Origin of the sequence: Pontibacter sp. MBLB2868 (assembly GCF_051904785.1) — a bacterium.
In the GTDB taxonomy this organism is placed as follows: Bacteria; Bacteroidota; Bacteroidia; order Cytophagales; family Hymenobacteraceae; genus Pontibacter.
In genome coordinates this window covers 2,219,942-2,245,520 of sequence record NZ_CP196710.1, presented here as the reverse complement: position 1 = coordinate 2,245,520, position 25,579 = coordinate 2,219,942, and the positions used below count along the sequence as shown (strand labels likewise).

General features: G+C 44.5%; 24 protein-coding genes. 12 read left to right on the top strand and 12 right to left on the bottom strand.

Going from position 1 to position 25,579, the window contains the following annotated elements; genetic code table 11:
• Positions 1–51: 51 nt before the first annotated feature.
• From ACSX1A_RS09585 to ACSX1A_RS09545, 9 genes are all read right to left on the bottom strand, one after another.
• Positions 52–537: a hypothetical protein gene (locus tag ACSX1A_RS09585; RefSeq protein WP_439883412.1), complete on the bottom strand. Its 486-nt coding sequence runs from the start codon at positions 535–537 to the stop codon at positions 52–54.
• A gap of 203 nt (positions 538–740) precedes the next feature.
• The gene (gene dcd / locus ACSX1A_RS09580) at positions 741–1,277 is read right to left on the bottom strand and encodes a dCTP deaminase (protein WP_439883411.1); all 537 of its coding nucleotides are present in this window, start codon (positions 1,275–1,277) and stop codon (positions 741–743) included.
• Between the two features lie 151 nt (positions 1,278–1,428).
• Positions 1,429–2,727, bottom strand: a complete 1,299-nt coding sequence (gene hemL, locus ACSX1A_RS09575; RefSeq protein WP_439883410.1) for a glutamate-1-semialdehyde 2,1-aminomutase — start codon at positions 2,725–2,727, stop codon at positions 1,429–1,431.
• A 27-nt stretch (positions 2,728–2,754) separates the two neighbouring features.
• Positions 2,755–4,461, bottom strand: coding sequence for an ABC transporter substrate-binding protein (locus ACSX1A_RS09570; protein ID WP_439883409.1), 1,707 nt, complete (start codon positions 4,459–4,461; stop codon positions 2,755–2,757).
• Between the two features lie 95 nt (positions 4,462–4,556).
• Positions 4,557–6,086, bottom strand: a complete 1,530-nt coding sequence (guaA, locus tag ACSX1A_RS09565; RefSeq protein WP_439883408.1) for a glutamine-hydrolyzing GMP synthase — start codon at positions 6,084–6,086, stop codon at positions 4,557–4,559.
• 122 nt (positions 6,087–6,208) lie between these two features.
• Complete coding sequence (locus ACSX1A_RS09560) at positions 6,209–7,258, bottom strand: patatin-like phospholipase family protein (protein ID WP_439883407.1); 1,050 nt, start codon at positions 7,256–7,258, stop codon at positions 6,209–6,211.
• 105 nt (positions 7,259–7,363) lie between these two features.
• Positions 7,364–7,597, bottom strand: a complete 234-nt coding sequence (locus ACSX1A_RS09555; RefSeq protein WP_439883406.1) for a hypothetical protein — start codon at positions 7,595–7,597, stop codon at positions 7,364–7,366.
• Between the two features lie 202 nt (positions 7,598–7,799).
• A complete protein-coding gene (locus tag ACSX1A_RS09550) occupies positions 7,800–9,167 on the bottom strand; it encodes a neutral/alkaline non-lysosomal ceramidase N-terminal domain-containing protein (protein WP_439883405.1) in 1,368 nt (455 codons plus the stop codon).
• Positions 9,168–10,493 carry a mechanosensitive ion channel family protein gene (locus ACSX1A_RS09545; protein WP_439883404.1) on the bottom strand — a complete coding sequence of 442 codons (1,326 nt, stop codon included), beginning with the start codon at positions 10,491–10,493 and terminating at the stop codon, positions 9,168–9,170.
• A 290-nt stretch (positions 10,494–10,783) separates the two neighbouring features.
• On the opposite strand from ACSX1A_RS09545, the gene ACSX1A_RS09540 reads away from it, so the two are divergent.
• Together ACSX1A_RS09540 and ACSX1A_RS09535 are read left to right on the top strand one after the other, a co-directional pair.
• On the top strand, positions 10,784–13,045 hold the full coding sequence (locus tag ACSX1A_RS09540; RefSeq protein WP_439883403.1) for a Tex family protein: 2,262 nt from the start codon (positions 10,784–10,786) through the stop codon (positions 13,043–13,045).
• A 231-nt stretch (positions 13,046–13,276) separates the two neighbouring features.
• Positions 13,277–13,450 carry a hypothetical protein gene (locus ACSX1A_RS09535; RefSeq protein WP_439883402.1) on the top strand — a complete coding sequence of 58 codons (174 nt, stop codon included), beginning with the start codon at positions 13,277–13,279 and terminating at the stop codon, positions 13,448–13,450.
• A gap of 107 nt (positions 13,451–13,557) precedes the next feature.
• Here the strand turns inward: ACSX1A_RS09535 and ACSX1A_RS09530 are convergent, their stop codons facing one another.
• Positions 13,558–13,998 (bottom strand): hypothetical protein, encoded by a 441-nt coding sequence (locus tag ACSX1A_RS09530; RefSeq protein ID WP_439883401.1) that lies wholly within the window; start codon positions 13,996–13,998, stop codon positions 13,558–13,560.
• A 228-nt stretch (positions 13,999–14,226) separates the two neighbouring features.
• Between ACSX1A_RS09530 and ACSX1A_RS09525 the strand changes: the two genes are divergently transcribed.
• The 8 genes from ACSX1A_RS09525 (at position 14,227) to ACSX1A_RS09490 (ending at position 20,584) form a co-directional block, all read left to right on the top strand.
• The gene (locus ACSX1A_RS09525; protein ID WP_439883400.1) at positions 14,227–15,144 is read left to right on the top strand and encodes a membrane-binding protein; all 918 of its coding nucleotides are present in this window, start codon (positions 14,227–14,229) and stop codon (positions 15,142–15,144) included.
• A gap of 73 nt (positions 15,145–15,217) precedes the next feature.
• A complete protein-coding gene (locus ACSX1A_RS09520) occupies positions 15,218–15,928 on the top strand; it encodes a head GIN domain-containing protein (RefSeq protein ID WP_439883399.1) in 711 nt (236 codons plus the stop codon).
• Between the two features lies 1 nt (position 15,929).
• Positions 15,930–16,508, top strand: a complete 579-nt coding sequence (locus tag ACSX1A_RS09515; protein WP_439883398.1) for a hypothetical protein — start codon at positions 15,930–15,932, stop codon at positions 16,506–16,508.
• A gap of 139 nt (positions 16,509–16,647) precedes the next feature.
• Positions 16,648–16,869: a hypothetical protein gene (locus tag ACSX1A_RS09510; RefSeq protein WP_439883397.1), complete on the top strand. Its 222-nt coding sequence runs from the start codon at positions 16,648–16,650 to the stop codon at positions 16,867–16,869.
• A gap of 43 nt (positions 16,870–16,912) precedes the next feature.
• Entirely contained in the window at positions 16,913–17,827 is a 915-nt protein-coding gene (locus ACSX1A_RS09505) for a M28 family peptidase (protein WP_439883396.1), read from the top strand.
• Positions 17,828–18,154: 327 nt separating this feature from the next.
• Positions 18,155–18,907 (top strand): outer membrane beta-barrel protein, encoded by a 753-nt coding sequence (locus tag ACSX1A_RS09500; protein ID WP_439883395.1) that lies wholly within the window; start codon positions 18,155–18,157, stop codon positions 18,905–18,907.
• Positions 18,908–18,987: 80 nt separating this feature from the next.
• On the top strand, positions 18,988–20,010 hold the full coding sequence (locus ACSX1A_RS09495; protein ID WP_439883394.1) for an SDR family NAD(P)-dependent oxidoreductase: 1,023 nt from the start codon (positions 18,988–18,990) through the stop codon (positions 20,008–20,010).
• Between the two features lie 55 nt (positions 20,011–20,065).
• Entirely contained in the window at positions 20,066–20,584 is a 519-nt protein-coding gene (locus tag ACSX1A_RS09490) for an NUDIX domain-containing protein (protein WP_439883393.1), read from the top strand.
• 128 nt (positions 20,585–20,712) lie between these two features.
• Here the strand turns inward: ACSX1A_RS09490 and ACSX1A_RS09485 are convergent, their stop codons facing one another.
• Entirely contained in the window at positions 20,713–21,429 is a 717-nt protein-coding gene (locus ACSX1A_RS09485) for a hypothetical protein (protein WP_439883392.1), read from the bottom strand.
• A 57-nt stretch (positions 21,430–21,486) separates the two neighbouring features.
• A complete protein-coding gene (locus ACSX1A_RS09480; protein WP_439883391.1) occupies positions 21,487–23,349 on the bottom strand; it encodes a glycoside hydrolase family 3 N-terminal domain-containing protein in 1,863 nt (620 codons plus the stop codon).
• A gap of 204 nt (positions 23,350–23,553) precedes the next feature.
• Here ACSX1A_RS09480 and ACSX1A_RS09475 point away from each other — a divergent pair, with 204 nt between their 5' ends.
• Both ACSX1A_RS09475 and ACSX1A_RS09470 read left to right on the top strand, forming a co-directional pair.
• On the top strand, positions 23,554–24,384 hold the full coding sequence (locus tag ACSX1A_RS09475; RefSeq protein ID WP_439883390.1) for a rhomboid family intramembrane serine protease: 831 nt from the start codon (positions 23,554–23,556) through the stop codon (positions 24,382–24,384).
• Positions 24,374–25,132 (top strand): TVP38/TMEM64 family protein, encoded by a 759-nt coding sequence (locus ACSX1A_RS09470; RefSeq protein ID WP_439883389.1) that lies wholly within the window; start codon positions 24,374–24,376, stop codon positions 25,130–25,132. The genes ACSX1A_RS09475 and ACSX1A_RS09470 overlap by 11 nt, the downstream gene beginning before the upstream one ends.
• Positions 25,133–25,579 lie beyond the last annotated feature (447 nt).

The following is a 25,579-nucleotide window of genomic DNA, read 5'->3' as shown; positions in this document are numbered from 1 at the left end:
CTGAATTCAGGCGGCCTCTGCTTTTATCGGTGAAGCGTTATATACGCTGGTTTATTTTATACTTACAGCATTTGTTGCAGATGCAACATCAGATGAAGCTATTTGGTTACTTTCGTTCTGATCTGATAACGTAGCCATAAACTCCTGTTCTGTTTGATCGTAAACCTTACGATCGCCAAAGTACTCATTATATTGTCTTGTGCTCAGTACGTTCTCAAGCTGACGGTCTCTTTCTGCGCAAACCTCTTTGCATTTTTGGTTAATCAGTTCCTGGTTACCCGCAAATTCAGCCTCTATGGCCATCTTTTGTGCAACCACATCCTGGTTTATTTCGCGCATTTTACGAGACTGGTAATTGTTAAGAGCTAAATCACGGATCATTACATCCGATAAATGGTCAGCTCTTTTTTCAGCTACAAGGGCAATTTTCTTGTCAAGTTTCGTTGCTTTTTTACCGCTTGTCTTAGCTGTACCACTTGCATTAACCGCACAAACACTTCCAAACATCATACATATCATTGCCAGTAGCTTTCTCATAATCTTTTTCTTTTTATAGTTTTAAGTTCGTTCTATCTGTTCCTGTACATATTACAACGATTCCAAAAATTAAATGATTCCGAAATACGCTCTAATTATTTACATCATATATAGTGCAGATATTATGCCAAAAAGCCGATTTACGTAAATAAACCGGCTTTTTTATGAGATTTGAAGATCGTTACAGCGAGAACTGGAAATAACTACCAGTCGTTCATCCACATCATGGATTCTACCGGAGTAATGGTGCGATTGTTATACTTCGCATTTTGCTTGGTGTTATAATAATTTTCAATGCCGCCCTTTACTTCAAAGTAGATAAGTTGGCCAATGGGCATGCCATGATAAATACGTACGGGCTGTGAAACGGATATTTCCAGGGTCCAGGTATTACAGAAACCAACATCGCCCTTACCCGCTGTAGCATGAATATCAATACCTAGTCTGCCAACGCTTGATTTGCCTTCCAGGAAAGGCACGTGTGCGTGCGTTTCTGTATATTCCTTTGTTACACCCAGGTATAATTTACCCGGTTGTAGCACATAGCCCTCCTCCGGAATCTCAAACACGTCAATCTCGTTATGCTTGCGTGCATCCAGGATTTCATCTTTGTAATTAGCCAGGTAACGGCCCAAATGTACATCATATGAGTTGGTGCCCAGGCATTCACGGTTAAAAGGCTCTACAAGTATAGTACCTTTTTCAATCTCCTCTAAAATCTGCTTATCTGTTAATATCATGTTGGTGGGAATATGCGACTATAAAAGTAAGCAATAAGGCTAAATGTGCCAAGTTACCAGATATTTTAAAATATGAGGCATGCCTTAGAGCATCAAAAAAGGGCAGTTCTGATGAGAACTGCCCTTTTCCAGATGTTTTAAAGCTAAAAGCTTAGGCTTCCTGTGCTTCTTTTAACGATTCGAGGTTTGCCTGCAGATACTGTTCGATCTGCTCATCAGAAATAGCTGTAGATACAAACAGCGCTTCGTATTGCGAAGGAGCCAGGTAGATGCCCCTGTTGAGCATACCATTGAAGTAGCGTCCGAAAAAGGCAGTATCAGATGTTTTGGCACTCTCAAAATCAGTCACCTGCTGCTGTGTAAAGAAGATGCTGAACATAGAGCCTACCTGGTTAATTGTATAATTCATACCAAGCTGCTGCATGTTCTGGCGCATACCACTTACCAATCTTTCAGTAGTATTTTTAAGCTGTGTGTAAACTTCCGGGTGGTCGTTCAGGTAATGAAGCATTGCCATACCTGCCGACATTGCTATCGGATTACCTGATAAGGTACCTGCCTGGTAAACAGGACCTGCAGGAGCTACATATTCCATGATCTCTTTCTTGCCGCCATAAGCGCCAACAGGCATACCGCCGCCAATGATTTTACCCAGCGTACTCATGTCCGGTGTTACACCGTAAAGTTCCTGGGCTCCACCTGGAGCCAGACGGAAACCGGTCATTACCTCATCAAAGATCAGGATGATGCCTTCTCTGTCGCACAACTCCCGAAGCCCCTGCAAAAAACCTTCTGCAGGTGTAACGAGCCCCATATTGCCGGCAACCGGCTCAAGTATGATGGCGGCTATCTGGCCTTTGTTTGCCTCAACAAGTGTATAAACAGCATCCAGGTTATTGTAAGGGGCAGTTAAGGTATCGTTAGCGGTTCCTTTTGTTACGCCAGGGCTGTCCGGCACACCAAGTGTGATGGCGCCGCTACCTGCCGAAATCAGGAAAGAATCTCCGTGGCCATGGTAACAACCTTCAAATTTGATGATCTTGTCACGGCCGGTAAAGCCACGGGCTACACGTATGGCAGACATCGTTGCTTCCGTGCCGGAGTTCACCATACGCACTTTCTCAATGCTTGGTACCATGCTAACGATCAGCTCCGCTATCTCAATCTCTTTGCGTGTCGGAGCTCCGAAGGAAAGGGAATGAGGGATGGCTTTCTGTACTGCTTCCTGTATCACTTCTGCGGCATGCCCCAGGATCATCGGTCCCCAGGAATTGATAAAGTCGATATAGCGGTTGCCATCTTCATCAAACATATAAGGGCCCTTGGCCGATACCATAAATCTTGGATTGCCCCCAACTGCTCTGAAAGCCCGAACCGGAGAATTTACTCCGCCAGGGATACTATGCTGCGCGCGTTGGAAAAGCTCATTGCTTACTGGTGCTTTTATCATAAGTTTTGTAGGTCTGTTGTTGTCTGATTAATAAACCGGGTTAACAATGCTTAGTTGCAGGTTATCCAGTTTTGTGATAGGCACATACTGATTATCCTGGCGTATCTGGTTCCGCGAGCCAGGGTCTGCATATCCTACCCCAGGGTAAAGTATACCCGGTCTGATGCCGCTCTCTGCAAGCTGCTGATTAAACTGCGGTCCGTAATTTTGCAACTGGTTTCCGAAATAATAAAGCATTTCAAAGCCTGCATAGGCATAAACCGAAGGCGGAATGTTATACTTGCTGATATATTTCCTGCGGAATGACTCATAAGCAGGGTTTTGCTTATTAACATACTTGGGGCTGATGAAGTATACTTCCAGGTCATCGAGCTGTCGTAATGTGATCTGGTTAATATCCAGCCATTTGTCATAAGTGACCAGCGGTAATTTAGGAGCTTTGCCCTGTAAAAGGCTGGTTGCATTAGCTGCCGTGGTCATCCTGTCAGAAAACACAGCCATATGCCCTACATCCTGCAGGTTAAGACCGTTAAAGGTAGCTGCTGTAGCAGTAGTTTGTGCTGAATTTATTTTTTTGTAGTTCTTAACCTTGCCTCCCAGCTTTTGAAACTGCTGACGGTAGTAATAGGCAAAAGTCGTGTCTTCCTTTGTGTTCTCAAATAAAATGATCGCTGTTTTCGGTGAAAAATTTTGGTAAGCATAATTAGCAGCCTGCCTGGCCTGAGTGGCTACAGACGATTCAAACAGGAAGGCATTGCTGTTACCCTGCACCATATCTATATCCTGCGACAGCGGGTTTATTACGTTGATATTATTTTGTGCCGCAAACCTTGCCGCTACCTTGGCTGTGGACTTATAGATTGGACCAATTACAAGGTCCATCTGCTTTAGCTCGGGCATGTCCAGCACTCGCTTCACGCTCATGGTGTCAGCGCTGGTATCATAGGTAAACAGATTAATGGCAACACCCTGCTTTTGAAGCGAATCCTGGGCAAGTTGCATGCCCGCATACATGTCTGTTACAAACTGGCTTTTTCTGGCTGTTTGTTGCATGTCCTGGTTCAACTGGAAAGGCAGGAGGAGGGCTACTTTATATCCTTTGTTGCTTAAAGCATCCTTACTCAGGTAGCGGCTACGGTCCAGGTTAAAGCGTGCTACAATATTTTCCAGCGTTCTTTTGTCCTGTGGGCGATACCAGCCGCTCAGCAGTTTATCAGCATAGATCTGTGCTAAGGTTTTATCATTCGGGAAACGCTGGAACAGCTGTTCGTATGCTACCCTGTTGTTTAACTGCACCAGGTAGTAGCGTTTCAGGCTTTCAGCATCACCGGACACTTCGCTTCCTTCAAGCTCCTGTAGCTTACTTAGGGCACGTTCGTACTCGCCTTGCTCAAACAGAACATTTGCCAATAAATAGTCAGCATCGCTCAGACCACCCCATTTAGGGTGCTGGTTCTCAAGAGAAAGCAGCATATCATACGCCTCTTTCAACTTGTGGCTCTTTAATGCAGCTAAGGCATATAGGTAAGATGCTTCCGGCGCATAAAGGCTCTCAGACAATGAGTTTGTGAGGGGCAAAAGCTCCCGCATTGCCAAGTCGTACCGTTGCTGTTGCAGCAATACTTTCCCATTGTTATAAGTTACAGCAGGGTCCTGCGTTTGCGCACGCAGGGGCAATGTCAACAGGGTTGCTAACACCAATACTGTTGCGTTCTTCCAGAAGCTTCCTTTCATACATTACATTTTATACGAACAAAAGACAAAGGACAGAAGACGGTACCGTTACCAGAAAGTCTTTCATCCTTTGTCTCAGATATGTTGATCAAAAATTATTCCCATTCAATAGTTGCGGGTGGCTTGGAGCTGATGTCATACACAACGCGGTTAACACCCTTTACCTTATTGATGATCTCGTTTGATACATCTGCCAGGAACTCGTAAGGCAAGCGGCTCCAATCAGCTGTCATGCCATCTACACTGGTAACGGCACGCAGGGCAACCACATTTTCATAGGTGCGTTCATCACCCATCACGCCCACAGATTGCACTGGGGTTAAGATAGCTCCAGCCTGCCATACTTCATCATACAGGCCATCTTTCTTAAGGTTACTGATAAAGATATGATCCACCTGCTGCAAAATCTGCACCTTCTGAGGAGTTACATCACCCAGTATCCTGATTGCCAGACCAGGGCCCGGGAAAGGGTGCCTGCCCAGAATATTGTCATCTATTTTAAGTGCCTTACCTACTAAACGTACTTCATCTTTAAATAGCGCCTTTAGCGGCTCAACTACTTTCAATTTCATGAAGTCTGGCAATCCGCCTACATTGTGGTGCGACTTAATGGTGGCAGAAGGTCCTTTTACACTCATAGACTCAATCACATCAGGATAGATGGTGCCTTGTGCCAGCCACTTCACATCCTCAATCTTATGCGACTCCTGGTCAAAAACTTCAATGAACACACGACCAATGGCTTTACGCTTTTGTTCAGGATCTGTTAAACCGGCAAGTGCGGTGTAGAACTGGTCTTTTGCATCAACGCCCTTCACGTTCAGCCCCATGTGCTTGTACGAATCAAGCACCTGTGCAAACTCATCTTTGCGCAGCAGGCCGTTATCTACAAAAATACAGTACAGGTTTTTACCGATCGCCTGGTGAATCAGCATGGCAGCCACGCTGGAGTCAACACCGCCCGATAAGCCAAGTACCACTTTATCATCGCCGAGCTGTTGTTGCAGGTCAGCCACTGTAGCATCAATGAACTGTTCTGAGGTCCAGTCCTGCTGACATTCACAGATATGCACGACAAAGTTACGCAGTAACGTTTTACCTTCATCAGAATGCGTTACTTCCGGATGAAACTGAATACCATACGTTTCCTGGTCGCGCAATTTATAAGCAGCCACCCGTACACTTTCGGTACTGGCAATTATTTCGAAGTTCTCCGGAGTGTCTTTGATAGTATCACCATGCGACATCCATACAACCGATCCTAGTGTAAGTTCTTTTAACAAGCGATCATGGTTATGTAACTCGCTTAGGCGGGCACGACCATACTCCCTTATAGTGGATGGCATTACATCCCCACCATGCTTATAAGCTATAAGCTGTGCGCCATAGCAGATTCCGAGCACAGGCAGTTTGCCTAAGTACTGGTTCAGATCGATGGTTGGGTGTTCCTGGTCGCGAACGGAGCATGGGCTACCTGAAAGAATCACACCCTTCACATCTTCTGTAAGGGCAGGAACGTTGTTGTAGGGGTATATCTCGCAATATACGTTTAGCTCACGTACCCTTCTGGCAATTAGCTGGGTGTATTGGGAGCCGAAATCGAGGATGAGAATTTTTTCTGGCATGCGCAAAGGTAAGGCAGTTTTACAGTAATTGCCAATAGAATCAGGTATAAGATTGTATTTGAGTGGCATAAATGACTCAAGTTACAGGGGAATGAAAGCTTTTGCACCCTTTTTTACAGGTATTACTTTCTATTCATAAATGCCTGTACCCCTGCTTTACCACTGTTGAGCAAAATGCTCTTTTCGGTTTCATTTAACTTCCGGACCCGCTGTCCAAGGCCTTTTGTACTGATTGAAATTGTACGGGACCAATCCTGGGGAGTAAGTTGCTGCCGGTTCAGGCTTTCCTCTACTAAGGTATAAAATGCACCCATGTAGTCACTGAACCTGGTAATCGGAAATGGAGCCAGACCTGCTTGTTCCCGATCATATTGAATCTGTTCGTCGCGGTCCAAACGCAGGCCCAGTGTTTCCGGATTATAAAATAACCCCTGCGCATTAAAATCAGCAGCCACAACAGCAGCACCAGCTACATACTTTATGTCGTCGAACAGGTTGATAGGGTAGTTAGCAAGTATACCCCCATCAACTAACACATCCAGTTGCTGCCCCTTACGGGGTTTTGTAACAACGTTGCCCTCCTGATCGAGGAGAACAGCCCGGTAATAGAGTGGTATTGACATGGAGATACGCACGGCATGTTTAACCTGCATCTGTGGTGAAGTTTCGTGTGAGAAAACCATGACACACTGATCCGTGAGGTTGGTGCCTGTTACGTACAGATCTCTGTAATTGCCTTTGCCTGCTAACTGGTGCAACTCAGCAAAGGTAATATCAGAATCACCTGTTTTTGCCTGAATCAGTCTCCCGATCCAGTCAGTTAGTTTATCGCCACGGTACCACCCATATTGCTTAAATAAGCGGTTGGTGCCTCCAAAGAAGATAAACCGACCATCGTTAAATTGTTCAATAGGTGTGTTGAACGTAATCTCAGTTAACTCAGCAGGAGTATAGCCAACTGACAGCAATGCGGCTTGAATGGCACCTGCGGAAGTTCCGGCTACCCGTTGTATGTGGGGCAGCACCTGTAAGGAGTCCAGCTCTTTTAAAGCGCCTCCATAAGCTACGCCCCAAATACCTCCTCCTTCTAAAACCAGATTTCTATATTTTACTTGCTGCGCTATAGTGCCGGTGCTTATACACAAGCAGAAAAACAGGAGGAGCTTTTTCATGGGAGTGCTGCTTTAAAATCTGCTGTAAAGATAAAGATAGCTGTAAAATAAAAGCAGCTGCCATTCTTAGAATAGCAGCTGCTCAGTATAAAAATTATAAAAAATTTATTTCTTAACCGGTATTGGCTGTGGCTTGAGCTTTGGTCTGAATATTAGCCAGGCTAAAATACCACTGATCGTACCAGAGAAGAATGTGATAGCCATTAGCAACCAGCCATTCACACCTCTAAGCTCTGCATCATGATACACCCAGACGAGCATGAACAGGAGCAGCATCAGGTATAAGCCAGCAAACGTAAAGAGAAAAATGTTTGGTATATTTATTAATAATGCTTCCATTACTTTCTGTTTTAAATTGTATACATAGCAACCACTAAGGAGTTTGTCGCTATTTATTTAAACATACTTTTCTTAAATAATGTTTATAACTATTGCAAGAAAGTTATAGGGTGTAGTGTTATTGTTAAATAAGTAAATTGTATTCTTCTATTTTAAAGGAAATTGACTGAGGCGTAACTATATTGTACAGGAAAAGGTTGTGCTACTGAAGTTGCTGTTTCAGGATCTGGCGCAGGGTATGTGTCAGATAACTGCCACTGAAAGGGCCATAAAAATTCATTGCCCTGGCTTCATACTTCTTTAGTTGATAATGCTTGTCCGGGATCACATAGCCGAGGTAACTCCCGTTGAAGCCGGTTAAAATAAGGTCGGACTGATACTGATGTGCTTGTTCTTCCAGTGCCGGCATTAACTCCCCCGAGAAGTCAGCAGGTACGCCAACAAGTAGTGTGCTCCCCACTTGCAAGGTGTTGATGTAGGTGTTATACTTCCCAAAAAAGGCATAAAATAAACCTGGTGCAAAGCGTCTGTTGTTTCCGATGCGCCACTGTGGTTCAGGCAAGTAAAGAGGAAGACGACTTGCTGTGAGCTCTAAAGTATAGTTTGTATGTACTTGTGGTGCTTTTGCAAGTATAATGCCGGCTAAGCTACGGCCAACATGTTGTACACTTTCAAAATTTTCCCCGTCGTAGATACTTGAATGGCTGCCGACAGCACCCGCTGAGAATACTGCAAAGGCGTACGCTTTCTCCAGTTCCTGCACAAGCACATTCGGGTAATCCCCGGAAAGGACGGGCTGCATGGAAGGAAGTATGGTAGGGTGTGCTGAAAAGGTACAGAGAATAGCTTGCTCACCGTTCTCCCTTTCAAATTTTAGAAAACGTATGGTTGTGTCGCGCGCAGTTTCTGAGCCTGTTAGCCGGTTTTTTACAAAAGCTGCTCCGTTTGCTGTGCCGTAGCCAACCCTTGTCTGCTGCTGGTTCGCTTTTGCAAGTGCTATACTTTGAAGGATATACTGCGCCGTTTGCTTTACTACCTCCTTTTTATACTTGCCAGCCATAATACGCCCCGCTACCTTTTTACCCCATCCCCCGAAACTGGTGTGGGTGTGGGTAGCGGATAAGTACACCTGCTCCGGTTTTATACCAAGCTGTACATATTGTCTCTCTAGCTCAGCAGATACGCTCATCGGGGCGATCAGCATATCCAGCGACACATAATATACCTGGTTTATTCCGTTGTTGAAAGCAAAAGTACGCACCCAAACGGAGTCATGCACCGAAGTGTATTTCATGCCACGCCGTTTGCCGTAGCCTGCCAGAGGAGTGCCAACCGGGGGAGTGATGTTTACCTTTGCCCAGCCAACCTGTAGTGTGTCACCCTGAGCAGAAGCAGTAGGTAACCGGTTAATTTGTTCATTTGTTTCCTGGTAGTAATCAGACTCCTGGTATGGTGTTCGGTCTAATTTCTGAATGATGCAGCTCTGACCGAGCAACAGAAAACAGATCAGCAGAAAAGCTGGTAACTTACTGTTTTTCTTCTTTGCAGTACAGCATGCTTTTTTTAGCATCTAATTCTGCATTGTCTCTACTGAAGCAAAAAAACTCGTCGGCACATTACCGGATCTGGAGAACAGGTTGCGCATATCATCTGCTGCCGGATGCTCGAATACTTCCAGGTCAAAGTAGTGAACAGCTGCCAGTAGGTGGTCGAAAATATCTGCCATGATCAGCTCATACTTGTCCCAACGTACATCGTTCGTGAATACATACAGCTCAATGGGCATGCCTGTAGTGGTTGGCTCAAGTTGGCGCACCATCATGGTCATTTCTTTGTGCGTGAACTCGTGCTGGGCAATATAGGCATCAATATATCTCCTGAACACCCCGACATTGGTCAGGCTGCGGCCATTTATCAGCAGGCTCTTATCAATCTGGCGTTGCGAGTTATAGTCATTTATCTCCTGCGAACGCATCTGAAGGTACTCACTAATCAGGCCGATCTTGCTAAGTTTCTCTATATCATCCGGGTTCAGGTAACGGATGCTGGAGATTTTGATGAGGATTGAGCGTTTGATGCGTCGGCCTCCGGAGTTCTGCATCCCACGCCAGTTCTTGAATGAGTCAGAAATGAGGTAATAGGTTGGAATGGTGGTGATGGTCATATCGAAGTTTTGCACTTTCACCGTCGTCAGGTTTATTTCGATCACATCTCCGTCCGCACCATACTTTTCCATTGTGATCCAGTCGCCGATGCGCACCATGTTGTTGGTAGACACCTGTATGCTTGCCACAAAGCCAAGTATGGTATCTTTGAACACGAGTAAAAGTATAGCCGAAGCCGCACCCATGGCTGTGAGGAAGGCCCACACATCTTTACCGGTGAGCAAAGAGAAGACCAGTAGCCCACCAACGAAGTATAAAAAAATGCTTACCACCTGTAAAAAACTCTCCACTGGCTTATCCCGGAAGAGCTCTGTAGTTTTCATGTAATCTTTACAGGTGCGCAGAAAGGAACGGGTCGTCCAGATAGAAAGGAGGACGATGTAAACATCAGCAAAAGTCTTGAGTGCATTGACCCACCCCGGGTAATGCGCAAAAACAACAGGAATGGCCTTTATAAAGATGATGACCGGAACCACCTGGGCCAGGTATTTGATCACTTTGTTTTTTATCAGGTAATCATCGAACTGCGATTTTGTTTTGCTAGCAAACTTATTCACCGCGCCTACCAGAAGCCTTTTAGAGAAATAATCGGCTACCACAACCAGGCACATTAAGAGGGTAAGCAGGAGCAGCATATTTATAAATGCTGCAGCATGTTGGGGTACTCCAATGCCCAGGAGCAGATCGTAGGTCCAGTGATTGAGTTGGGTGAGGTTCTTGGCAGTCTCCATAGGGTATGCTAAAATATAATGGGTGATGCGAGGAGTGCAAAGGTACAAAAAATGACCGGATAGCCCGAAAAGGGTTTATTGGCTGGCTTACTAGCAGCGGATTTAGCTTTAAAACTTGTTTCAGGTTAAGGCAATATCCCTTAAATTTGACGTTCCTTAAAACCAGAAACGAACTTATATAAATAAAGATCAGAGGCGCAGGTACCCGCGGGGCAATGAAGCAAAACACCGGCGACTGCTAAGTAAGAGCCTGTAACTTCACAAATCTGATTATTGTCTTACATCAATATATGGAACCTAATTTAGAACATCTTTTAAAGATTGCCTCCGAGCTGTCTATCACTATCAAGCAAGTTGAGGCTACGGCTAAGCTGTTGGACGAGGGGGCGACAGTACCTTTTATTTCCCGTTACCGGAAAGAAGTTACCGGCTCGCTGGACGAAGTGCAGATCGCTGCTATCCGCGACAGAGTAGAGCAGTTACGTGAACTGGATAAGCGCCGGGAAAGTATCCTGAAGTCAATTCGTGATCAGGAAAAGCTGACCCCGGAGCTGGAGGAGCAGATAATGGGTGCCGAAACAATGGCTGCTCTGGAGGATATTTACCTGCCGTACAAGCCCAAGCGCCGCACGAAGGCTACTATTGCCCGTGAGAAAGGCCTGGAGCCCCTGGCAGAAAAGATCTTTGCGCAGAATAGTTTCGATGTAGAAGCAGAAGCTGCTAATTTCATATCTGAAGAGAAAGAAGTAAAAGATACGGCTGAAGCACTCGCCGGTGCCCGCGATATTATGGCGGAGTGGATGAACGAGAATGCGGAGGCCCGTGCCACCATGCGCCAGATCTTTGAGAAACAGGGTGTGTTCAAGAGCCGTGTGATGATGGGCAAGGAAGAAGAAGGACAGAAATTCAAAGATTACTTTGAGTGGGAAGAACCGATTGAGAAAGCGCCATCACACCGTATTCTGGCTATGCGCCGCGGCGAAACAGAGATGGTATTGATGCTGACAGCACAGCCTGATGAGGAGCTGGCCCTGGCAAAATTGGAGCAGATGTTTGTGCAAGGCAACAACGCTGCTTCGGAGCAGGTGAAGTTGGCTGCCAAAGATTGTTACAAGCGTATGCTGAAATTGAGCATGGAAACGGAAGTGCGTCTGAGCTCTAAAAAACGTGCTGATGAAGAAGCGATTCGTGTATTCGCCGATAACCTGCGCCAGCTGTTACTTTCTTCGCCACTTGGCCAGAAAACAGTGCTGGCACTGGACCCAGGATTCAGAACAGGTGTAAAGTCTGTAGTGTTGGATAAGCAAGGTAAGTTGCTGCACAACGAGACAATTTATCCGCATACGGGGCAGCACAAAGAGCAGGAGGCAGCGCAGGCAGTACGCTATATGGTAACCCGCTTCGAAGTAGAGGCAATTGCTATTGGTAACGGTACAGCCAGCCGTGAAACAGAGTCTTTTGTTAAAAGCCTGAAACTGCCGGCTTCTGTAATGGTGGTGATGGTAAATGAGAGTGGTGCTTCCATATACTCTGCGTCTGATGTTGCCCGTGAAGAATTTCCTGATCAGGATGTAACAGTTCGTGGTGCCGTGTCAATTGGCCGCCGCCTGATGGACCCGCTGGCCGAACTTGTGAAGATAGACCCTAAAAGTATCGGTGTAGGCCAGTACCAGCACGATGTGGATCAGTCTGCTCTGAAGCACTCTTTGGATGATGTGGTGATGAGCTGCGTGAATGCAGTGGGTGTGGAAGTAAACACGGCCAGCAAGCAGTTGCTGACTTATGTTTCAGGTTTAGGACCAGCCCTGGCTCAGAATATTGTAGAGTACAGAAACCAGAACGGACCTTTTAAAACCAGGACAGAACTAAAGAAGGTAGCACGTTTAGGGGACAAAGCATTTGAGCAGGCAGCAGGTTTTCTTCGCATTCGCGATGCGAAAAACCCATTAGATGCATCAGCTGTGCACCCGGAAAGTTACCAGATCGTAGAGCAGATGGCCAAAGATCTGGGGGTAACCGTGCAGGACCTGATGCAGAAGGAGGAGCTGCGCAAGCAGATCAACCTGAAAAATTACGTAACCGATACCGTTGGATTGCCTACGCTTCAGGATATTGTTAGTGAGCTTGCCAAGCCAGGCCGCGACCCGCGTCAGACATTTGAAGCATTTAGCTTTACAGAAGGGGTAAATGAGATCAGAGACCTGCGTGCCGGTATGAAACTTCCGGGTATTGTTACTAACATCACAGCCTTCGGTGCTTTTGTGGATGTTGGTGTTCATCAGGATGGACTGGTACACGTAAGCCACTTATCTGACCGCTTTATTAGCAACCCACATGACGTGGTTAAGGTTGGACAAAAGGTAGAGGTAACGGTTATGGAAGTAGATGAGAGCCGCAAGCGTATCTCATTAAGTATGAAAGGTGACCCCAATGCTGCCAAACCAGCAGGAAGTGGTAATCGTAGCAACAAAGGCGGCAACAGCAAGAAAGAAGAAGAGCCAATGGATGATTTCCAGGCGAAGCTGGCCAAATTAAAAGGTATGTTTAAATAAGCTCTACAGCTGCCTAATACTTTAAAAGTGCCCTGATTCTAAAGAGTCAGGGCACTTTTTGTTTTGTTGAGCTGGGTATCGTTTTTATTGCGGCGTGTTATGAAAGAATTGTGGTAGGTAAGGCATTGAAGTATATTATGAGTATAAATATTGATTATTCTGTTAAAAAATGATGTTTAATATGCTTGGGTTATAAAAAATATAGTATATTTGCTATGTAAAAAATGAGCTATGAAATTTCGTTTGATTATCCTGATTTTAGTTGCTGTTGGCTTGGCCTTCACTCCCTTAACCCGAAGTGAAGAGGCTCCTTTGTTGGAGAAGAAACTAAGGCTTGATAAAAAGTCGATAAGTACCAGCAAAACACATTTCAAGCGCAGAAACGTGCTTCCGGATGTGATGTAGAAGAATTTGGTATTTTAAAGTTTAGTTTAGTTTATTAATGTGAAGCGGCAACTGCTAGGGAAGCAGTTTGCCGCTTTTGCATTTAAATCACATTGGCAGGAAATTGCTTATTGTAAGTGGGTAGCAGAGGTGTCCTGAAACCAATTGATCACATTGCTGATATGGTCAAAAAATTGCATTTCGAAGGGTACAATATCCCTTGCCTGGTCCATGATATTTTCTAAAATGATCAATGAGAGCATATCCATAGGCCTGATGAAGGCCATTTTTTTAATACAGGAATGATGAGCAAGTTGTGGGGCAATTACTTCATTTGTCCAGATTTGATCAGCAGGTGAAATGATGCCTTGTACTTTGTTATTTATCAGCCAGAAATGCAGGCACTTTTCGATAGTAACTTCTGCAGCCATGCTTAAGCCTTCCCTATAAATATGGGTTGGTACTTCGCCGTTAGCCTGAATGACAATAAGGTACAACGAAGGAACTTCGAATATACAGAGTTCAGGGGTGTTGAAGTAGATGATTTGCTTCGTTCCTTTGAAAGGCATAGCAATAGTGTTGGTGTTTGACTTAATATAGGCATAATAATTATATCTTCAAACAACTGGCCCTTTAGTATCCTTTAGTATGAAGAGAAGTCCGGTTAAAACTCTTTTATACTTTACATATTAATATATAGGAAGTAATGTTATTTCTGGCAAAGAACTTGCTATTAATACGATGTGCTGTAGCTTTTTCGTTTTTAGGATAGGCTCTTTAACCTTTACTTTCCTGTTATGCTATATTTTAAGAATATTACTGCCACTTTAAGTCTTATGCTGGTATTGTTGCTTGGAGCGACAGCCAGTGCTGCACCTGTTTCTTCTGCCTCAACAAGGGCTGCCACTACTACAGGTACACGCGATATTGTGCAGGAGATCATTAACGTAATAGGGTTGAAGCCGCGCTTTGAGCTAAGGGCAGCCAATATAGATAATGCTGCGGCTGTTGTTTATAATGGCAAACGCTATATACTTTACAACGAGCAGTTCCTGGCTGAGATAAATAATGCCGTGCATACCGACTGGGCGGGGGTTAGTATTATTGCCCACGAAATAGGGCACCACCTCAATGGACATACGCTTTCTGGAAGGGGCAGTAATCCTTACGATGAACTGGAAGCTGATGAATTCTCTGGTTTTGTTTTGCGTAAAATGGGCGCAAGCATGGCAGATGCCCAGGCAGCCATAAATTTGCTGTCGGAGGAGCGAACCTCTTCCACACATCCCGGGCGGAACTACCGCTTAGAAGCTGTTAGTAAAGGATGGCGAAGTGCTAACGAACAGCTGCTGGCCAGTGCAAGGGCTCCGCAGCCAAACCAGAATGCAATTGCCAGAACCCAGCCGACACAACAGCGGCAGGCACAAACAAGGCAGCGGCCAGTTCAGCAAGCTACTGCCAATAACGCTGATAGTCGCTTTATACTTACGCGGGTGTTTTTTTCTAATGCCCCGAACGATGAGTTTTACCTGACTAACAAACTGCATTTGGTTCATGTAGTTGACGGTACGGTTAAAGTGATCGGAAAACTTGTTAAAACCAACGACCCCGATTTCCCTTATTATTTTGAGAGCGATTATCTGCAGCCTGTGTTTGTTTCGGAACGAGGTGAACTTGTTAATAAGCGAGGACAGCGCATAGGATACCTGGTTTAATTTTGTTTTAGGGCTTGTCTGTTACATTTTATATATTGCTTAGGATAAATATTCTAAGCAATTAAAGTAAACTATGAAAGTTCTAAAGCTCCCCCTGTTGTTACTTCTGACAAGTATCTTAGGTGCCTGCGATGATTCAGGAATTTGCTTAAAAGGAGAAGGTGATGTCGAATCACGGACATTGCGTGTGCCCGAATTTGAAGGCGTGAAGGTAAAAGGGGACACCCATGTATATATTGAGCGAGGACCAAAGCAGCACATCGAGGTTAAAGGGCAGGCAAATATTTTAAATGAACTCGAGACGAATGTGTCTGGTGGGGTTTGGGAGATAGGGTTTGATCGTTGTTTGCGTAATCATGAGACTGTAGAAGTATACATTACAGTACCTCAGTTAACATCTGCTGAGGTAAACGGATCAGGTTATATTTCGCTGGAGGATAAATTCCGGGCAAGAGATTTTACTGTAGGAGTTTCCGGTTCAGGAGATATCAAAGGTAAAATTGAGGCAGACAAACTGGAGTCTCGCATCAGCGGCTCCGGTACAATTGAACTTTCCGGAAATGCCGAAGAGCAAACCATTGATATTTCAGGTTCCGGTAATCATCATGCATTTGATTTTAAAACAAATACAACTAAAGTAGCAGTTTCCGGATCCGGTCGCGCCCAAGTCAGAGCCTCTGACGAGTTAACCGTTAATATAAGCGGGAGCGGCCGTGTTTTCTATAAAGGAAACCCAGAGACAGATGTTAGTGTTTCAGGATCTGGTAAATTGATAAAAGAATAATATGATCAGAAAATCAAGTAACTATTTTCTCCTGCTGTTGCTATTGATGACAGGCTTTGCATGCAAAACAAAAGATGACCTGGAAGCCTTTAAAGAAGCGGAATACAGCCTGAAGCAAATAGACCAGATTAAAGTTAATGGCATAGACTTGTTGAATAAAAAAAGAGCGGAAGACTTTTCATTCAGCGATGCAGCAGTGCTTTTCTCCGCTTTTTCGGAGAATAAACTGAATGCAACATCCACACTGGGTTTAAATGTAGAGTTAGGTGAAGGCAATGAAGATAGAACCATGACTGTAACGCAGATGAAATGGCAATTACTGCTTGATGAAGAAAAAGCATTAAGTGGCATTGTGAATGAACCTGTGGAACTAAAGCAGGGGCTAAACCTACTTACATTAAGCTCTCCATTGGCTTTTTCAGAAGAAAATGGCGGCGCTAGCTTAAAAAAGCTATTAAAACTAGCAACAGTTTTAAACAAGGAGGGTGATAAACCTCATGTAACGCTGCAAATAAAACCTACTATTCAAACGTCTGTAGGTCCTTTTGAACTTCCCGCTTTTATCAGCATTAAGAAATAAATAAAGCCAGGTAACTTACCTGGCTTTATTTATTTAGTTTTATTTTGCATAACATTGTAACTTTTGACTATCGCTGTCGTAGTGGCACGCTCCTTGTAATAGTTTAGGCAGTTGATTTTAACTATTTAATACTATAACAATGACTAAGAACATGGAATACGACATGATATGCAGTACAGAGTTAGACGTCTTAGCTAGTGCTGTAAAAACCTATATGCGTAGTGGCTGGATTCCTAAAGGGGATGTGATCGAATATAAAGATAATTTTGCGCAGGAGATGGAAAGACACCCCGTGAAAAGTTCACAACGAAAAAAAGAGCAAAACCGCCAGAAAAGCTGGGTCCCATGGCCTAAAAGGTAGCATCACTTAGTTGCTTATACTACCTTCGTACTTAAATTATCTTATGAAAAATATTCTTGTTGTTGCCGGTTTACTAGTACTTCCTTTCCTGGGTGCCGCACAAGGGCAATCTGTTGGTAACGCGCAGTTGCTTACAGATATCAAAGTGTTATCTGCCGACTCGCTGGAAGGCAGGCTTAGTGGAACTAAAGGGAATGAGATGGCACAAGAGTATATTATTCAACGATTTAAGACGATCGGGTTGCAGCCTTATAATGCTAACTATAAGCAGCATTTCCGCTTACAGAACAAAGGGGTAGTAGTAGAGCAGGCTACAAATTTGATAGGTTATATTCCTGGCAAATCAGGTAAAGCCATTGTAATAACCGCCCACTACGACCATGTGGGCCGGCGTAATGGTGAGATATATAACGGTGCCGACGATAACGCTTCCGGAGTAGGAGCTTTGCTGGCTGCCGCTTCCTACTTCAAAGAGAACCCTCCTGTGCATACGTTGATCTTTGTTGCTCTGGATGGGGAAGAACTTGGTTTGCAGGGTGCTGATGCATTTCTGAAACAACCTCCTGTTCCGCTTGAGCAGATAGCCCTGAATGTGAACATGGATATGCTGAGCATCAATGATAAAGGAGAATTATTTGCCAGTGGCACCTATCATTACCCACAGTTAAAAGCATATTTATTAACTGTAAAGGCAAGACCTAATGCAAGGTTAATTTTAGGCCACGATAAGCCGGAACAAGGCCATGATGACTGGACAAACCAGTCAGACCATTACCAGTTCCATAAACGTAAAATTCCATTTGTGTATTTTGGTGTGGAAGATCATCCCCATTACCACAAACCATCTGATGACTTCGAAAATATTAACCAGGCATTCTATCCGGATGCAGCCGCACTGGTGTTGGATTTTGTAAAAATAGCTGACACTAACTTAGAAAGTATATCCCCGGTGAAGTAAGATCACAAGACAGAACACCCACAATACATTACTATTCTGGTAGTGGTAAAAGAAAAATCCCTGCAGCTGGTTTGCTGCAGGGATTTTTTGGTTTAAGTATGGTTTAGGGCTTCTGTAGCGTAATTTCATAAAATATATTATCTTAAATATAGTCTTTACTCCATCCTTTTATACTTCCAGCCGTAAATACGATTAATTTGCTTTGGTGCAATTTCAGGACAATATCTTTTGCTCGTCTTCCAATAAATCATACTATTCAGAGTTAAGATAAGGAGGAGGTGTTGGATTGCTCGTCTTGCTTGTTTAATCGTAAAATAATCTTTCTGCATGAACAGGTTTCGATACTGTTTCATCATTCTTTTTTTTCTGATTTTTACACTACCAACTGCTGTTAGTGCTCAATCTTCTTTTTTGGAGAGGGTAGGGCGTAGCAACACGGCAGAAAAGGGTATTGTAATAGTTGGAGGTGTTGGTATGGCAGCTGTTAAAAGTAGTATCTGCGGTTTACCGGAATGTAATAATTTTGGACCTGCTGTTAGCGTAGGAGCATTGTACAAGCTGTCTCCATACTTTGCTTTTGGAGCTAACTTAGGCTATGTAAGGCTTGGCGCGACAGAGAAAGACCCTAATCGTCCATTAAATGTTACTTTTCAGTCTGAGGTGGTAGAAGTGACCGGTACAGTAGTGCTAAACCTACTCGATAGCTACGCCGGGTCCGGCAACTACAGGTCGTCTCGCAAGCGTTTTGTGGTGCCTTATGTTAGAGGTGGGGCTGGTTTTGTGTACTATACACCAACTTCATTTCCGGGAGAAGGCGATCTGAACGATTCGCAGGTTACCTATGACCCTGCCCGCAAATACCCTGCTATTTCGGCTGTGATACCATTTGGGGGTGGCCTCCGCTTCCGGTTTTCTGATGAGTTCAGTATTGCCCCGGAAATGATGTATCAGGTCACTCTAACGAATTACCTGGATAATATCGCAACAGAAACCAGCGGTACAGATCATTATGCTGTTGCATCGTTAAAGGTCATTTATACCCCAATCATCAAGAACAAGATTTTCTCCAAAAAGTATTAGGCAGAAGCACAGACCTTGTTTTAATTAACCACACTTGTTTGCCGCCGTAGAGGAAAAGCGAATAGTTTATACTCGCTGTTATGAAAGCAAACGATAAAACAAAGCTTTGGTGGTTGGCCGCAGGTGCCGGTGCCTTGCTGACTGCCAGAGCAGTTACGCGGAAATTATCTTCTTATGATTTTCTTGGTAAAATTGTTTTAATTACCGGTGGTTCACGAGGCCTTGGCCTGGTGATGGCACGGCAATTAGCAGAGGAAGGAGCACAGCTGGTTCTTTGCTCACGTGATGAGATAGAACTGGAAGATGCCCGCATGGAACTGGCCGGTAAGGGGGCCAGCGTGTTGGTGCAGAAATGCGACGTAACTATTGAGCAGGAGGTGAACGATATGATCACCAACGTGCAGAACGAGTACGGGCCTATTGATGTATTGATCAACAATGCAGGGGTGATCCATGCAGGCCCTGTTACAGAAATGAATATCCGGGAGTTTGAAGAAGCTATGAGTACCCATTTCTGGGGCCCGCTTTATACTACCCTGGCCGTTTTGCCAGCCATGAAAGCACGACGAGAGGGCCGCATCCTAAACATTGCCTCTATAGGGGGTAAGATAAGCGTGCCGCACCTGGTGCCTTACAGTGCCAGTAAGTTTGCGTTAGTGGGTTTATCTGAAGGGCTGCGGGCTGAACTCAAAAAATATAATATCACGATCACAACGGCAACCCCAGGGCTTATCAGGACAGGTAGCCCGCGGCATGCCATCATGAAAGGCCAAAACAAAAAAGAATATGCCCTTTTTAAGCTCTTAGACTCCAGCCTGCTTACATCAATGAGTGCAGAGGCTACAGCCAAGGATATATTAGATGCTTTGCGGTATGGTGATGCGGAAGTTACTACTACCTTGCCTGCAAAGTTCGGATCCTTACTGCATGGGATTTCCCCTGGGTTTATGACCAATTTATTTGGTCTGATAAACAGAGGCTTACCAGGCGAAGGAGGAATTGGTGAAAATAGGGCAAAAGGGTACGAAAGTAAATCTATACTTTCAGAATCTGCCCTGACAGACAGGACAGATAAAGCTGCCTACAGGAATAATGAGTTCTAGAAAATTATACTTTTATATTTGCTTGCAATAAGTAGCTAAGGCAGATGACAATTTTATGAAAATCAAAAACAGAGAAACAGCCTATGATGGCTATTTTAAGATCTATAAATTAACCGTTGAGCAGGAGGGGAAGACATTTACCCGTGAGCAGTTTGACCGTGGAGATGCCGTAGCCGCCCTGGTGTACGACACAAAGCAAGAGGAGTATATCCTGGCAAAGCAGTTCAGGGTCGGCTCTGAATCGGAGTTGATCGAGGTGGTTGCCGGTATGGTGGATAAAGGCGAGCAGCCGGAACAAAGTATTAAGCGTGAGATTGAAGAGGAGACCGGATACCGGGTAGATAACCTGGAGCATGTCTACACCTTCTACTCCTCACCGGGTGGCACAACAGAACGTGTTATGCTATATTATGCCGAAGTATCAGATCAGCAGTCCGATGGAGGAGGAAATGACCATGAGCACGAGCACATAGAGATCATTCGGTTGTCTGCCCAGGAACTGGGACAGTTGCAAACGCCTGATGCTAAAACAATTATTGCACAACAATGGGTGAGGCTAAAAAAACAGCAGTGAGTTACTCAGCGTTGAAACAGGTTTAATACCTATGTAAAGCTAAACCCACGCTACCCTCAACATAAAGAGGGTGGCGTGGGTTTAAACATTTGCCTTTAAGCGGCAAGCTCAGTTTGGATAATTGACGCTTATCTGTCTTTGTCAGTGCTGCGCAACAAGCTTTGGGTATCAGCACTTCCTTCCAGCGCAAGGTATTCAGCCTGCAATGAGCGTATCTTTAAATTATCGCCTGTAGTTATCTGATTCTCGATCTGGCGACGACGTTGGTTTAACTGGCTGTAAATATGATCAACATAGTCCCAATCGTCTTGTGTCCAGTTGCGACGTTTGGTGCGTACCACTCCCATAAATGTAAGATAAGCCTCCCGTATGTTATTGGCTTCAATCTTATTGATATTACTGTATTCACGTAGCAGCAGAGACTGCCACTCGCTTAGCTTTTTAGGATCAAGTGGCTGTTGCTGCCGTCTTTCCTGTTGGTTTTCCCAACGTTCATAACGCGCTTGCAGGCGGCGGTATTCCTCCTGCGACTTATCAGAGAGACTATCAAAATTCTGTTCCAGTTGGGCATTGCGGCGCCTAAGCTCGTCCTGCACTTTGGGCCATTCTTTTTTTATGGCAGTGTCTCCTTTTTCTGTTTGTTCATTCAGCCATGCTCTAAATTCCTCGAGCTGCTCTTCTGCTGTTTTACCAGATCGTACAAGCCGGGCCGTATCGGGCTCATCTTTAGTCACAACCGTAACTTCTTCGGTGTTCTCTACCTCCCGTCGGCCTTCGCAGCTACTTAGCAGGTAGCAAATGCAAAGCACGGAGGCACATTGTGTAACCTTAGTTAAAATCTTCATTGTTATGATACTTGCTTAGCAAGATTGTTTTTCATGCTCTTCTTACGGAATCAATTGTTACAGGATGCTTTTAGGTCCTGTAATAAATGATTTGTCCTTATTTATGCCATCACCATACTTAAAATGCTTGTTTACGGTTACAGGCAACATGCCGCGTGAGGGCAACTGCCCAAAGAGCAATTTTACAGCGGCTTCCTGTGCATGATAATGCGGCTGATACGCAAGTAGCAATGCCCTGCTGTTTTCAATATCCGGGAACTGGTTAATTGTATAAGCGTTGTCGAATAGGGTAACAGCTGCTTTTTTAGAATTGGCCAGCTTTTTTACCAACTCTTTTGTTTCCTTGCTATACCCCAGGTTATTACTAGGCCTGATGCTCGGACCATAGAGCGCCACCACGATTATATCATACTTTTTTAATTTCTTCCAGAGTGCCTTGGTCTCCTTTTTGCCAGCTTTCCGCGAGATAACATAGTTAGTGGCTGTAACCTGCTTGTTCACTAGTTTTTGAAAGGTGGTTGGTTTTTTTGCACCAATAGAAACTGTAGCAACAGTAACATGACGCCCTTGCCTTACAGGGATCATCCTCTTCCGGTTTACCAGTAGCGTTAAGGCTGCTTCAGCGAGCGCACGGTTGGTGCTATCTGCTAAGGATGTGTTAAGGTCCTCATACAAATGATCAAGTTTGATGGCCTTGTACTTGTTTAGTCCCAACCACTGTTTAATGGTCAGCACACGTTTACACCTTCTGTCAATTTCCTGCTGTGAGAGCTCGCCCCTGGCAATGGCTTGTTTAATAGAACTGATTGCTTTGGGCACATTTTTAAGCCTTTCCAGAACATCATTCCCGGCAATCAGAGCTTTTACTTCGGCTTCTCCAGGTTTAAAATATTTGGTAACTCCCTTCATTACCATCGCATCAGTAAAAACTAATCCGTTAAATTCCAGCTCATTTTTGAGCAGGTCTGTAACAATGGGTTCTGAAAGGGTGGCTGGTACGTTTTTAGTAGAATCTAACGTGGGTATATGTATATGTGCCACCATCACACCACCAACACCATGCCTTATCAGCTCCTGAAACGGGTAAAGCTCCAGTGAGTCTAGGCGGGTACGGTTAAAAGGGATTACTGGCAGATCGTAATGCGAGTCGACATTGGTGTCGCCGTGGCCCGGAAAATGTTTTGCAACAGCCAGGATCCCGTTTTCCTGCATACCCCGCATATAGGCCAGACTTTTGCCGGTTACATCCAGGCGGTTCTCACCAAACGAACGGTAACTGATGATCGGGTTATGTGGGTTGTTGTTAATATCTGCTACCGGTGCAAAGTTTACATGCATTCCGAGGCGCCTGAACTCAGCGGCTACCTGAGCGCCCATACTATAAATCATACCATTATCGGCAATGGCACCTAGCATCTGCTGAAAAGGGTATTGCACTGTGCTGTCAAGACGCATGCCCACACCTGTTTCGGCATCCATGGCAATGAGGAGCGGTACCTTGGAGGCGGCCTGGTACCGATTGGTTAGTTTTGCCTGCCTCACAGGGCCGCCCTGAAAAAAGATGATTCCTCCCACCTTATACTTTTTGATCAGCCGCATTACATCTGCCTCGTAAGCAGGACCTCTGTTCGAAAAAGCTTCTATTACGATCAGTTGAGCAATGCGCTCCTCAGGACTAAGTGTATTAAATACGGAGTCAACCCAAAAGCTGGGTCTTTCTTCCAGGGCAGTGATAGGAGATGCAGGTCTTATATAAGGGGTTCGTTCTATAGGGAAAAACTCTGCTTTGTTTCCGGCACGAGCCTGCCGCTGCGATACAGAACCTTCACAGGAAGAGAGCAGCACCAGAACCAGGGGAAGGAAGAAAAACTTCAGCTTTCTGATACAGAATTGCAAAGGGTAAATTGTAGTGAAAAACATGGTATTTATGTATCGTCAGCAGTTAATCCAGCTGTTAATCCTTTCTACTCAATGCTGCTGGTGGATCAATCTTATAAAGCTAGTACCTACTGCTGCATAGTGAGTACGTTAAATGTGTGGGCAGTGGTGAAGTTTTTCTGGCTGCTTTTGTCCGTTTTCCATATATTTAAGTAAACACACACCCTTAAGGTAGCATTAAAACCTATGCCTGAGCAGCTTTCAAAATTCACTAACCATACATTGCAGGAAGAGAATAACCTGTTTGCTTACAGTTTTTTGCCAGGTACGCTATTTGTCGCTTTGTTATGGCTGATCTTCCTTTTAAGTTACGTGACCGGGGCCGATCTCGTATGGCTTGGTATTCAGCCCCGCCATTTCTTCGGGTTGATAGGGGTTATAACCAGTCCCCTGATCCATGGCGACCTGCTTCACTTGCTTTCCAATTCTTTCCCACTTGTTTTACTCTCCGGGTTTATATTTTTTCTGCATAGCAAAGTGGCAGTTCGGGTCATGCTGTTGGTGTATGTGCTGAGTGGCCTGCTCACCTGGTTTATTGGCCGTCCGGCATTTCATATAGGAGCCAGTGGAGTTGTGTATGGGTTAGCAGGTTTTTTGCTTTTTAATGGCTTCCTGAACCAGAACCGGGGGGCTATGGCCGTATCGCTGGCAATACTGTTTCTTTATAGCGGTTTATTTTATGGTTTATTGCCAACAGAGGAGAAGGTATCATGGGAAGGGCACATAGCTGGTTTCGCAGCCGGATTAGTTGCGGCCCTTGTTTACGGGGAAAGCCTGATACGCAAAAGGAGAGCTGAATATGTGCCTCCTGGTGTGGTGCAGTTGCATGTGAGCAATACCATGGGTTCACTTTACAATCATTTTCATGTCAGCTATCAGGTGCACCAGGTGCGCGATAAAAAGAGTTATCAGTATACCTTCAATACAGTCACAGGCCAGGCCGCTGCCTTAACCAAGAAGGCGCCTGTTTCGTCTAATAGATGGACGAGAAATGACAAATATGACTTTGAAGAATAAAAATGCGCATAAAGAAGAACACGAAAGAGTACATAGTTACGATGAAACACTGCAGGAGGAATCTGAAATAAAACAAAGTAAATGGCCTCTTATCATCACCGGCATCTTAATTGGGGGGCTGGTCGCTTCATATTTTATTTTTCCAGGCTTTCAGGAAGAGTTAAACAAAGGGTGGGATGTTCTGACCAGTGGCGACAAACAACGGATCTCTGTCTGGGTAAGCCAGTTTGGCTTCTGGGGACCATTTTTCATTGTCTTGGCAATGATAGCACAAATGTTCCTTTTGGTAGTGAACGTAGTGGCCCTGATGCTGGTAGCAATAATTGCGTACGGTTATTTCTGGGGTTCCTTGATTGCCATAGGTGCTGTGGTTGTTGCCTCTACAGTAGGTTATTTTCTTGGCAGGGGATTAGGTGAGGCAGGCGTTACAAAGCTGATTGGCAGATCATCGCAGGAAAAAATAAATAAATTTGTTGATAAGTATGGCTTGTGGGCAGTTGTGATAGCCCGTGTTTCCCCCTTTCTGTCAAACGATGCGATAAGCTTTGTTGCGGGCCTGGCCAAAATGAATTACTTAAAATTTTTAGGTGCTACGTTGGCAGGTATTGTTCCCCTCACTATCTTATTGGCTTGGCTCGGTGAAGACAACGATCGCTTGAAAACCGGTCTTATATGGGTATCGGCGGTGAGTTTGGCAGCTTTTATAGGGTACATTATCTACGAAAAATTTATAAAAGCAAAAAGCTGAAAACACAGCATTTCTTCTCTAATAATATCCTACTAGCCCAAAATTGCGTTCAGCTCTGATCTATTAAAGGCAGGGTAGACTACCACGTATAGCTAAAGCAGCTAAAAATACGACTTTTAACTTCTCAACCGGGCTCTCCACCAATGGAATACCCGGTTATTTCAATACAGACGCGTCACTTTCCGCTATAAACCACCACCATGTTTTGATTGATCTTAGGATTTGGTTTTCACCAACTGCTAGATTAGAATTAATAGTGCTATAGGCTTCGATGAACGGTGCCAGTTCCCTGTACTGATCTATGTAAGAGCTTGATAGAAATAGCACTGGAATTTAGAAAAATCAAAAGGTAAACTTTTTTTGTGATTTCTTCTGTAGCAAACGCTTATCATACTTATACTTCAATATTGATAAAATAATAATGTATATAAAATTAATTAAATAACG

Excerpts from the sequence above, each read along its gene's own strand:
- ACSX1A_RS09550 (WP_439883405.1), bottom strand. The coding sequence starts at position 9,167 with ATGCTAAAAAAAGCATGCTGTACTGCAAAGAAGAAAAACAGTAAGTTA.
- ACSX1A_RS09510 (WP_439883397.1), top strand. The coding sequence starts at position 16,648 with ATGACTAAGAACATGGAATACGACATGATATGCAGTACAGAGTTAGAC.
- ACSX1A_RS09485 (WP_439883392.1), bottom strand. The coding sequence starts at position 21,429 with ATGAAGATTTTAACTAAGGTTACACAATGTGCCTCCGTGCTTTGCATT.
- ACSX1A_RS09515 (WP_439883398.1), top strand. The coding sequence starts at position 15,930 with ATGATCAGAAAATCAAGTAACTATTTTCTCCTGCTGTTGCTATTGATG.
- ACSX1A_RS09505 (WP_439883396.1), top strand. The coding sequence starts at position 16,913 with ATGAAAAATATTCTTGTTGTTGCCGGTTTACTAGTACTTCCTTTCCTG.
- ACSX1A_RS09535 (WP_439883402.1), top strand. The coding sequence starts at position 13,277 with ATGAAATTTCGTTTGATTATCCTGATTTTAGTTGCTGTTGGCTTGGCC.
- ACSX1A_RS09560 (WP_439883407.1), bottom strand. The coding sequence starts at position 7,258 with ATGAAAAAGCTCCTCCTGTTTTTCTGCTTGTGTATAAGCACCGGCACT.
- hemL (WP_439883410.1), bottom strand. The coding sequence starts at position 2,727 with ATGATAAAAGCACCAGTAAGCAATGAGCTTTTCCAACGCGCGCAGCAT.
- guaA (WP_439883408.1), bottom strand. The coding sequence starts at position 6,086 with ATGCCAGAAAAAATTCTCATCCTCGATTTCGGCTCCCAATACACCCAG.
- ACSX1A_RS09540 (WP_439883403.1), top strand. The coding sequence starts at position 10,784 with ATGGAACCTAATTTAGAACATCTTTTAAAGATTGCCTCCGAGCTGTCT.
- ACSX1A_RS09525 (WP_439883400.1), top strand. The coding sequence starts at position 14,227 with ATGCTATATTTTAAGAATATTACTGCCACTTTAAGTCTTATGCTGGTA.
- ACSX1A_RS09495 (WP_439883394.1), top strand. The coding sequence starts at position 18,988 with ATGAAAGCAAACGATAAAACAAAGCTTTGGTGGTTGGCCGCAGGTGCC.
- dcd (WP_439883411.1), bottom strand. The coding sequence starts at position 1,277 with ATGATATTAACAGATAAGCAGATTTTAGAGGAGATTGAAAAAGGTACT.
- ACSX1A_RS09585 (WP_439883412.1), bottom strand. The coding sequence starts at position 537 with ATGAGAAAGCTACTGGCAATGATATGTATGATGTTTGGAAGTGTTTGT.
- ACSX1A_RS09475 (WP_439883390.1), top strand. The coding sequence starts at position 23,554 with ATGCCTGAGCAGCTTTCAAAATTCACTAACCATACATTGCAGGAAGAG.
- ACSX1A_RS09480 (WP_439883391.1), bottom strand. The coding sequence starts at position 23,349 with ATGTTTTTCACTACAATTTACCCTTTGCAATTCTGTATCAGAAAGCTG.
- ACSX1A_RS09490 (WP_439883393.1), top strand. The coding sequence starts at position 20,066 with ATGAAAATCAAAAACAGAGAAACAGCCTATGATGGCTATTTTAAGATC.
- ACSX1A_RS09520 (WP_439883399.1), top strand. The coding sequence starts at position 15,218 with ATGAAAGTTCTAAAGCTCCCCCTGTTGTTACTTCTGACAAGTATCTTA.
- ACSX1A_RS09555 (WP_439883406.1), bottom strand. The coding sequence starts at position 7,597 with ATGGAAGCATTATTAATAAATATACCAAACATTTTTCTCTTTACGTTT.
- ACSX1A_RS09545 (WP_439883404.1), bottom strand. The coding sequence starts at position 10,493 with ATGGAGACTGCCAAGAACCTCACCCAACTCAATCACTGGACCTACGAT.
- ACSX1A_RS09530 (WP_439883401.1), bottom strand. The coding sequence starts at position 13,998 with ATGCCTTTCAAAGGAACGAAGCAAATCATCTACTTCAACACCCCTGAA.
- ACSX1A_RS09570 (WP_439883409.1), bottom strand. The coding sequence starts at position 4,461 with ATGAAAGGAAGCTTCTGGAAGAACGCAACAGTATTGGTGTTAGCAACC.
- ACSX1A_RS09500 (WP_439883395.1), top strand. The coding sequence starts at position 18,155 with ATGAACAGGTTTCGATACTGTTTCATCATTCTTTTTTTTCTGATTTTT.